11 protein-coding genes are annotated in these 7,335 nt (G+C 63.3%); 9 read left to right on the top strand and 2 right to left on the bottom strand.

Annotated elements, in window-relative coordinates; translation table 11 throughout:
* The first annotated feature begins 400 nt into the window (after positions 1 to 400).
* The 7 genes from hisA to tatC are packed head-to-tail and all read left to right on the top strand — an operon-like array spanning position 401 to position 4,075.
* Positions 401 to 1,183: a 1-(5-phosphoribosyl)-5-[(5-phosphoribosylamino)methylideneamino]imidazole-4-carboxamide isomerase gene (hisA, locus tag J2T55_RS06750; RefSeq protein WP_259055043.1), complete on the top strand. Its 783-nt coding sequence runs from the start codon at positions 401 to 403 to the stop codon at positions 1,181 to 1,183.
* A 6-nt stretch (positions 1,184 to 1,189) separates the two neighbouring features.
* A complete protein-coding gene (gene hisF, locus J2T55_RS06745; RefSeq protein WP_259055041.1) occupies positions 1,190 to 1,951 on the top strand; it encodes an imidazole glycerol phosphate synthase subunit HisF in 762 nt (253 codons plus the stop codon).
* Positions 1,948 to 2,340 (top strand): phosphoribosyl-AMP cyclohydrolase, encoded by a 393-nt coding sequence (gene hisI, locus J2T55_RS06740; RefSeq protein WP_259055040.1) that lies wholly within the window; start codon positions 1,948 to 1,950, stop codon positions 2,338 to 2,340. Before hisF ends, hisI begins: the two co-directional genes overlap by 4 nt.
* Positions 2,337 to 2,657, top strand: coding sequence for a phosphoribosyl-ATP diphosphatase (locus J2T55_RS06735; protein ID WP_259055039.1), 321 nt, complete (start codon positions 2,337 to 2,339; stop codon positions 2,655 to 2,657). Before hisI ends, J2T55_RS06735 begins: the two co-directional genes overlap by 4 nt.
* 30 nt (positions 2,658 to 2,687) lie before the next feature.
* Positions 2,688 to 2,915 (top strand): twin-arginine translocase TatA/TatE family subunit, encoded by a 228-nt coding sequence (gene tatA / locus J2T55_RS06730; RefSeq protein ID WP_259055037.1) that lies wholly within the window; start codon positions 2,688 to 2,690, stop codon positions 2,913 to 2,915.
* A 9-nt stretch (positions 2,916 to 2,924) separates the two neighbouring features.
* Positions 2,925 to 3,332 (top strand): Sec-independent protein translocase protein TatB, encoded by a 408-nt coding sequence (gene tatB / locus J2T55_RS06725; protein WP_259055034.1) that lies wholly within the window; start codon positions 2,925 to 2,927, stop codon positions 3,330 to 3,332.
* Positions 3,329 to 4,075, top strand: a complete 747-nt coding sequence (gene tatC, locus J2T55_RS06720; protein ID WP_259055032.1) for a twin-arginine translocase subunit TatC — start codon at positions 3,329 to 3,331, stop codon at positions 4,073 to 4,075. The genes tatB and tatC overlap by 4 nt, the downstream gene beginning before the upstream one ends.
* A 122-nt stretch (positions 4,076 to 4,197) precedes the next feature.
* Here the strand turns inward: tatC and J2T55_RS06715 are convergent, their stop codons facing one another.
* Positions 4,198 to 4,620, bottom strand: coding sequence for a rhodanese-like domain-containing protein (locus tag J2T55_RS06715; protein ID WP_259055031.1), 423 nt, complete (start codon positions 4,618 to 4,620; stop codon positions 4,198 to 4,200).
* A 184-nt stretch (positions 4,621 to 4,804) separates the two neighbouring features.
* Between J2T55_RS06715 and J2T55_RS06710 the strand changes: the two genes are divergently transcribed.
* Both J2T55_RS06710 and J2T55_RS06705 read left to right on the top strand, forming a co-directional pair.
* Positions 4,805 to 5,737, top strand: coding sequence for a branched-chain amino acid transaminase (locus J2T55_RS06710; RefSeq protein ID WP_259055030.1), 933 nt, complete (start codon positions 4,805 to 4,807; stop codon positions 5,735 to 5,737).
* Between the two features lie 20 nt (positions 5,738 to 5,757).
* Positions 5,758 to 5,955, top strand: coding sequence for a zinc-finger domain-containing protein (locus tag J2T55_RS06705; protein WP_259055028.1), 198 nt, complete (start codon positions 5,758 to 5,760; stop codon positions 5,953 to 5,955).
* 9 nt (positions 5,956 to 5,964) lie between these two features.
* Here the strand turns inward: J2T55_RS06705 and mnmE are convergent, their stop codons facing one another.
* The gene (gene mnmE / locus J2T55_RS06700) at positions 5,965 to 7,320 is read right to left on the bottom strand and encodes a tRNA uridine-5-carboxymethylaminomethyl(34) synthesis GTPase MnmE (RefSeq protein ID WP_259055026.1); all 1,356 of its coding nucleotides are present in this window, start codon (positions 7,318 to 7,320) and stop codon (positions 5,965 to 5,967) included.
* Between the last annotated feature and the right edge of the window lie 15 nt (positions 7,321 to 7,335).

The following is a 7,335-nucleotide window of genomic DNA, read 5'->3' as shown; positions in this document are numbered from 1 at the left end:
TGGAAGCCCGCACTCAATCGCTTTATCATCGAATACGGTGAACGCGTGACACAATATCTTTGAACGGGCACTTACACAGAATTATTTACAGGCTCCCGTTTCCACAGGAGCCGGACCTTGCCAATCACCATTCACCCATTACCAGTCACCATATTCACGCCCCATTCGCCCCGTTCATGCAGAGAAACAGCCGATTCTTCGGCAACGGACGGGGCAACGCCCGGGCCGGCAACAATACCGACCCTGCTGTCGCCCGCCGGGACATGTGCTAACATTCTGGAAAAGCTCCTGATAGTATTCATTCGAACCGAGCAATCAGAAAAACATCAGTCAGCCGACGGCCATTCCCGTAAACCATACGCTTTATCGCAACAACCTCCCGTCCGAAGGAACCACCATCATGCTGCTTATTCCGGCTATCGACATCAAAGATGGCAAGTGCGTGCGCCTGCGTCAGGGCCGCATGGATGAATCCACCGTGTATTCCAATGACCCGGTCGAGGTCGCCGGGCGCTGGGTCGAGGCCGGCGCGCGGCGCCTGCACCTGGTCGATCTCGACGGCGCAGTCGCCGGCAAGCCGGAGAACGCCGATGTCGTCAACGACATCGCCCAGGCCTTCCCGGATACGCCGATCCAGGTCGGCGGCGGCATCCGCAACGAGGACACCATCCAGACCTATCTCGACGCCGGTGTCAGCTACGTCATCATCGGCACCAAGGCGGTGACCACGCCGCACTTCGTCGCCGATGTCTGTCTGGAATTTCCCAGCCACATCATCGTCGGGCTCGATGCCAAGAACGGCAAGCTGGCCACCGACGGCTGGTCGAAGCTGTCGCACCACGATGTCATCGACCTGGCGAAACAGTTCGAGGACGAGGGCGTGGCGGCAATCATCTTCACCGATATTTCACGCGACGGCATGATGAACAGCGTCAACGTCGAGTCCACCGCCGAGCTCAGCCGTTCGGTGGCAATCCCGGTCATCGCCTCCGGCGGCATCAGCGACCTCGACGACATCCGCGCCCTGTGCGAAGTCGCCCACGAGGGCATCGAGGGCGCGATCACCGGGCGTGCCATCTACGAGGGCACGCTCGACTTCGCCGCCGGCCAGAAGCTGGCCGACGAGCTGTGCCCGCACGAGCGCAGCCGGCTCGACGCCTTCGCGCCGCCGGACCGCAACTGAACCGGCATGGGCCTGGCGAAACGCATCATTCCGTGTCTCGACGTTGACGCCGGCCGCGTGGTCAAGGGTGTAAAGTTCGTCGATATCCGCGATGCCGGCGACCCGGTCGAGGTTGCCAGGCGCTACGACGAGCAGGGCGCCGACGAGCTGTGCTTTCTCGACATCACCGCCAGCAGCGACGAGCGCGAAACCCTGGTGCCGGTAGTCGAGCAGGTCGCCGCGCAGGTATTCATTCCGCTGACCGTCGGCGGCGGCGTGCGCACGCTGGAGGACATCCGCCGACTGCTGAACGCCGGTGCTGACAAGGTCAGCATCAATTCGGCGGCGGTAAAGAACCCGGACTTCATCCGTGAAGCTGCAAACATGTTCGGCGCCCAGGCCATTGTCGTCGCCATCGACGCCAAGGCCGACGATCACGGCGGCTGGCAGGTTTACACTCACGGCGGCCGCAAGGCGACCGGTCTCGACGCAATCGCGTGGGCGCGGCAGATGGCCGACTACGGCGCCGGCGAGATCCTGCTGACCAGCATGGATCGCGACGGCACGCGCAGCGGTTTCGACATCGAACTGACGCGGGCGGTGAGCGATGCGGTCAGCATACCGGTCATCGCCTCCGGCGGCGTCGGCTCGCTCGCGCACCTGGCGGCCGGGGTCAGCGACGGCGGCGCCGACGCCGTGCTGGCGGCCAGCATTTTCCACTTCGGTGAACACAGCGTTGGCGAAGCCAAGCAGATCATGCACGACCAGGGTATCGAGGTACGACTGTGAGCGAACCGGCGTGGCTTGACGACATCGCCTGGAATGGCGACGGCCTGGTGGCGGCGATCGCCCAGGACCAGGCCAGCGGCCGGGTGCTGTCACAAGCCTGGATGAACCGCGAGGCACTGGCGTTAACCGTCGCCGAGGGCCGGGCCGTATACTGGTCGCGCTCGCGCGCCAAAATCTGGCGCAAGGGCGAGGAATCCGGCCACGTTCAGCAGGTGCATGAGGTGCGCATCGACTGCGATGCCGACGCCGTACTGCTGCTGGTGACGCAGGTTGGCGGCATCGCCTGCCACACCGGCCGCGAAAGCTGTTTCTATCGCGTCCTGCGTGACGGACAATGGCAGGATACCGATCCGGTCCTGAAAGACCCGCGGACGATCTATAAGCAATGAACGACGCCATTATCGAACAACTGACCGAAGTCCTGAAGCAGCGCCGCCAGGCGGATGCGGACAGCTCGTATGTTGCCAGCCTGTATCGCGACGGTCGTGAGAAAATGCTGCGCAAGGTCGGCGAGGAGGCGCTGGAAGTCGTACTCGCCGGGCGTGGCGACGACGATCAGGCGCTGGTCGGCGAGGTTGCCGATCTCTGGTTTCACAGCATGGTGCTGTTGATCGACGCCGGTCTCGAGCCGGCCGCGGTACTACAGGAACTCGAACGCCGCTTTGGCACATCCGGCCACGCGGAAAAGGCCGCCCGCAACACGTAAGCGGCGCCACCCACGCAGGAGGAGGCTGTTATGAATTTCGGCATCTGGGAATTGCTCATCATATTGATTATCGTCGCGCTGCTGTTCGGCACGACCAAGCTGCGCAACATGGGTGGTGATCTCGGCAGCGCACTAAAGAGTTTCCGCAGCGCCCTCAAGGACGACTCTGACGAGGCACCCACCGAAAGGCCGGCTGAGCATGACAAGGCCGACGCCCAGCAGGACGCCGGCAATCCGGACGACAAGCGCCACTCCTAGGGCAATCGCTTGTTCGATCTTGGCTTCTGGGAGCTCGTCCTCATCGGTATCGTCGGCCTGCTGGTCGTCGGACCGGACCGGTTGCCGGGCTTCGCCCGTGAACTCGGCCGCTGGGTGCGCAAGATTCGCCATCTGAGCAGTGACGCGCGGCGCGAACTGCAACGCGAACTGCAGTGGGACGAGAAAGACGATCCGCGCCGCGATGTCGCCAGGGCCAAAAATGAACTTGGTCAGAAGCTCAACGACCTCGACCAGCTCATGCAACAGGCGCCCGACCGCCAGCCGGGCTGGCAATCCGAATACACCGCCGACGGCCGCAAGAAGCCCGCTGACGACAGCGCGAAAGACGCTGCCACAGACACCGGCGAACAGCCGGCCGACGACACTTCCAGGGACGACGGCACGCGCCAACCATGAGCAGTGCTGATGCCAGCAATGAAGAAAGCCTGATCAGCCATTTGATCGAGCTGCGCTCGCGGCTGCTGTATGCCGTGGTCTGCCTGCTGGTCGTTACCGCCGCACTGTTGCCGTTTTCCGAACAGCTGTACACGCTGATCGCCACACCCCTGATCGAGCGCCTGCCACAGGGCAGCCAGATGATCGCCACCGACGTGGCGGCACCGTTTCTGGCACCGTTCAAGCTGACCCTGTTTCTGGCCCTGTTCATCAGCATGCCGTACATGCTGTACCAGGCGTGGGCATTCATCGCGCCGGGGCTTTATCGCCACGAACAGCAGGTCGCCCGGCCATTACTGATCGCCAGCATCGTGCTGTTTTACGCCGGTGCGGTGTTCGCGTTTTTCCTCGTCTTGCCGCTGCTGTTTGCCTTTTTCATCGGCGTCACACCCACCGGCGTGGCGGTGATGACCGACATCAGTCGGTATCTGGATTTCATCATCAAGATATTCTTTGCCTTCGGGCTGGCGTTCGAGATCCCGGTGGTAACGCTGGCCTGCATCTGGGCGGGGATTACTTCGGTGGACGCGCTGCGTCGCAAGCGGCCATGGATCATCATCGGCGCATTCGCCATCGGTGCGTTGCTGACACCGCCGGATGTCATTTCCCAGACGCTGTTGGCCGGGCCGATGTGGCTGCTGTTCGAGGTCGGTCTGTTGCTGGCGCGATTCCTGCCGGTGAGAACACCCGACGACGACGCCTGAACCGTGCCAGCTGCCTGTTCGCGGCGGCCGGCATTGCCCATCACCTGTTACCCGCTCTGGGCCAGACAGCAAGCGACCGGGCAGGTAATGTCACGGCGGCATGTCGTGCCCACGGTGCCCTGTCAGGTCTGCTCCCACGGCAGGTTGTGGAAACGCCAGCCGCTGAGGCTGTTGCGATGGCCCTTCTCGTTGAGATCGCCCTCGAAACCCTCGGCGATGTTGTAGACCTCGCGAAAACCCTGGCGCGACAGCGCCTCGGCCGCCGCCAGCGACCGCTTGCCGCTGCGGCAGATGGTCAGCACCGGCAGCGATTCCGGCTCGCCTTCAGCACGCCCGCTCAGCGCTGCCTTTACCTTGGCGACGAACTGCGGATCGTTTTCCCAGTCGGGCGGTTCCTTCCACGGGATATGCGTGGCGCCGACCGGGTGGCCGACATACTCGTATTCCATCGTACTGCGCACGTCGAGCAGTACCGCCTGGGGTTGTTTCTGCAGCAGCTCCCAGGCCTCGTTTGGGCTGATGTCCTGAATGTTTACCGTACTCATAGTGTCACCTCTTTTCCTGGATGAAATCACAGCGACACGTGGTCCGCAAGCACCGGCGCCGGCAGTACCGCAGACCGCGACCAGACTGTCCCCGCGACCCGATTTATGGTGGAATAAGCCCCTTTCGAACGCGCACAGAAACCGCTGTGCCGCGGCTTGCTTCCAGTTTTGAGGAGATTTCAGGATGTCGATGGCGGATCGTGACGGAGTCATCTGGCTCGACGGACAGATGCTGCCCTGGCGCGAAGCCAAGGTGCATGTGCTCACGCACACCCTGCATTACGGCATGGGGGCTTTCGAGGGCGTGCGCGCCTATCACACCGATCAGGGTGCCGCCATTTTCCGCCTCGCCGACCATACCCGTCGGCTGTGCCGCTCGGCGCATATCCTGAACATGAAGCTGCCGTACGACGCCACCACGATCAATGACGCCTGTCGCGCGGTGGTGCGTGAAAACGGTCTCGAGGCGGGTTATATGCGGCCGATGTGCTTCTACGGTGCCGAGGGTATGGGGCTGCGCGCCGACAACCTGCAAGTGCATCTGATGATCGCCGCCTGGCCCTGGGGCACCTACCTGGGCGACGACAGCATGGAGCAGGGCATCAAGGTGCGTACCTCGTCCTATACCCGCCACCACGTCAACATCACCCTGTGCAAGGCCAAGGCCAACGGCAACTACATGAACTCGATGCTGGCGCTGCAGGAAGCGCTGGCGTCCGGCTGTGACGAGGCATTGCTGCTCGACAACGAGGGTTACGTCGCCGAAGGCAGCGGCGAGAATGTATTTCTGGTGCGCGACGGCAAGATCTATACGCCGGAACTGACCTCGGCCCTGGAAGGCATCACCCGCGACACGATCCTGCGCCTGGCCGCCGATCTCGATATCCCGGTGATCGAAAAACGCATCACCCGCGACGAGGTCTACATCGCCGACGAGGCGTTCTTCACCGGCACCGCCGCCGAGGTGACGCCGATCCGCGAGCTTGATGGCCGCGTCATCGGTTCCGGCAAGCGCGGTCCGGTCACCGAACGCCTGCAGACGCTGTATTTCGATCTGGTTCACGGCCGCAGCGACAAGTACGCCGACTGGCTGGACTACGTGAATAACCAGGCCTGACCGGCAAGGGAGTAGCAGTGATGACAACAAGTGAGAACAAGGCCACGCCAAACGATCGCAACCAGTACACGATCACGCACGCCGATTTGCCGCTGCATTGCCCGCTGCCGAGCATGAGCCTGTGGAATTCACACCCGAAGGTCTATTTGCCGGTCGAGACCACCGGCCAGGCCAAGTGCCCGTACTGCGGCTGCGACTTCGTTCTGCGCGACGAGTAATCGGACGCGCTATTTGCCGATACAAAAACGCGCGAAGATCTCGCCAAGCAGGTCATCGGCACTGAATTCGCCGGTCAGCACGGTCAGCGCATCCTGGGCCTGACGCAGGTTTTCCGCCACCAGCTCCAGCGTCGGTACCGTTTCCGCGATCGCCACGGCCTGCTGCAGGGCCGCGTGGGTCTGGGCCAGTGCCTGCAGGTGTCGCTCGCGGGCACTGAACACGCTTTCACTGCCGCCACCGTAACCGACCTGTTCCTTGATCGCGTCAACCAGGAGATCGATGCCGGCACCGGTTAATGCCGACAGGCCGACGCGGGTCTGGCCACGTTCATCCTGTAACCGATAGGCTTGCAGGTTCTGCTGATCAATCTTGTTATGCACATGCAGCAGCGTTGCACCGGGGGCCATCTGTGCGTGGATGGCTTCCAGCGCCGCGCTATCCGGCTGCGCCGTTGTGTTCAGCCACAACACCAGGTCAGCCTGCCCCAGGGCACGATTGGCGCGGCGGATACCTTCCTGTTCGATGACATCGGTGCTGTCGCGCAGACCGGCGGTATCGGTCAGCACCACCGGCAGATCATCCAGCAAACAGTGACTGCGGATCGGATCCCGCGTGGTGCCGGGTATGTCGGTGACGATCGCCGCGTCACTGCGGCTGAGGCGGTTGATGAGACTGGATTTGCCGACATTCGGCGCGCCGACGATGGCGATATCGACGCCGCTGTTCAGCAGCCGGCCCTGCTGGGCCTGCTGCTGCACATTCGCGATCCGCGCCAGCAGTGCACGCAGCGCGCCGTCCAGGCTGTCGCCGAGAATAATCTCGAGATCCTCGTCGGGAAAGTCGAGCGCGCCCTCGACCTTCACGCGCAGATCAACCAGCGCCTGCCTGATTTCGTTCACTGTTTGTGAAAACTCGCCCTGCAGCGAGCGCAGCGCACCGCGCGCGGCAGCGGCCGAGTGACTGTCGATCAGATCGGCGACTGCCTCGGCCTGCAACAGGTCAAGGCGATCATTGAGAAAGGCGCGTTCGGTGAATTCGCCGGGTCGCGCCTGGCGCGCGCCCTGATCGATCGCCGCTGCCAGCAGCAGCTGCATGACCATGTCACCGCCGTGACCCTGGAGTTCGAGCACATCCTCGCCGGTGTAGGAATGTGGCGCCGGAAAATACAGCGCAATACCGCGATCGATGAGTTCGCCGGCAGCGTCGCGAAAGGCGCCGTAGCTGGCGTGGCGGGGTTCGGGCACGCGGCCGAGCAGGCTGGTGGCGATGCTGCGGCAGGCCGGTCCGGAAAGCCGTACCACGCCTATGCCGCCGCGGCCGGACGGCGTGGCCACCGCGGCGATGGTGTCCGTGGCGGCGCTCATTGAGGCGCCGCCGGG

The organism is Methylohalomonas lacus (genome assembly GCF_024808875.1).
GTDB classification, from domain to species: domain Bacteria; phylum Pseudomonadota; class Gammaproteobacteria; order Methylohalomonadales; family Methylohalomonadaceae; genus Methylohalomonas; species Methylohalomonas lacus.
This window is presented reverse-complemented; position numbering and strand designations above follow the sequence as displayed.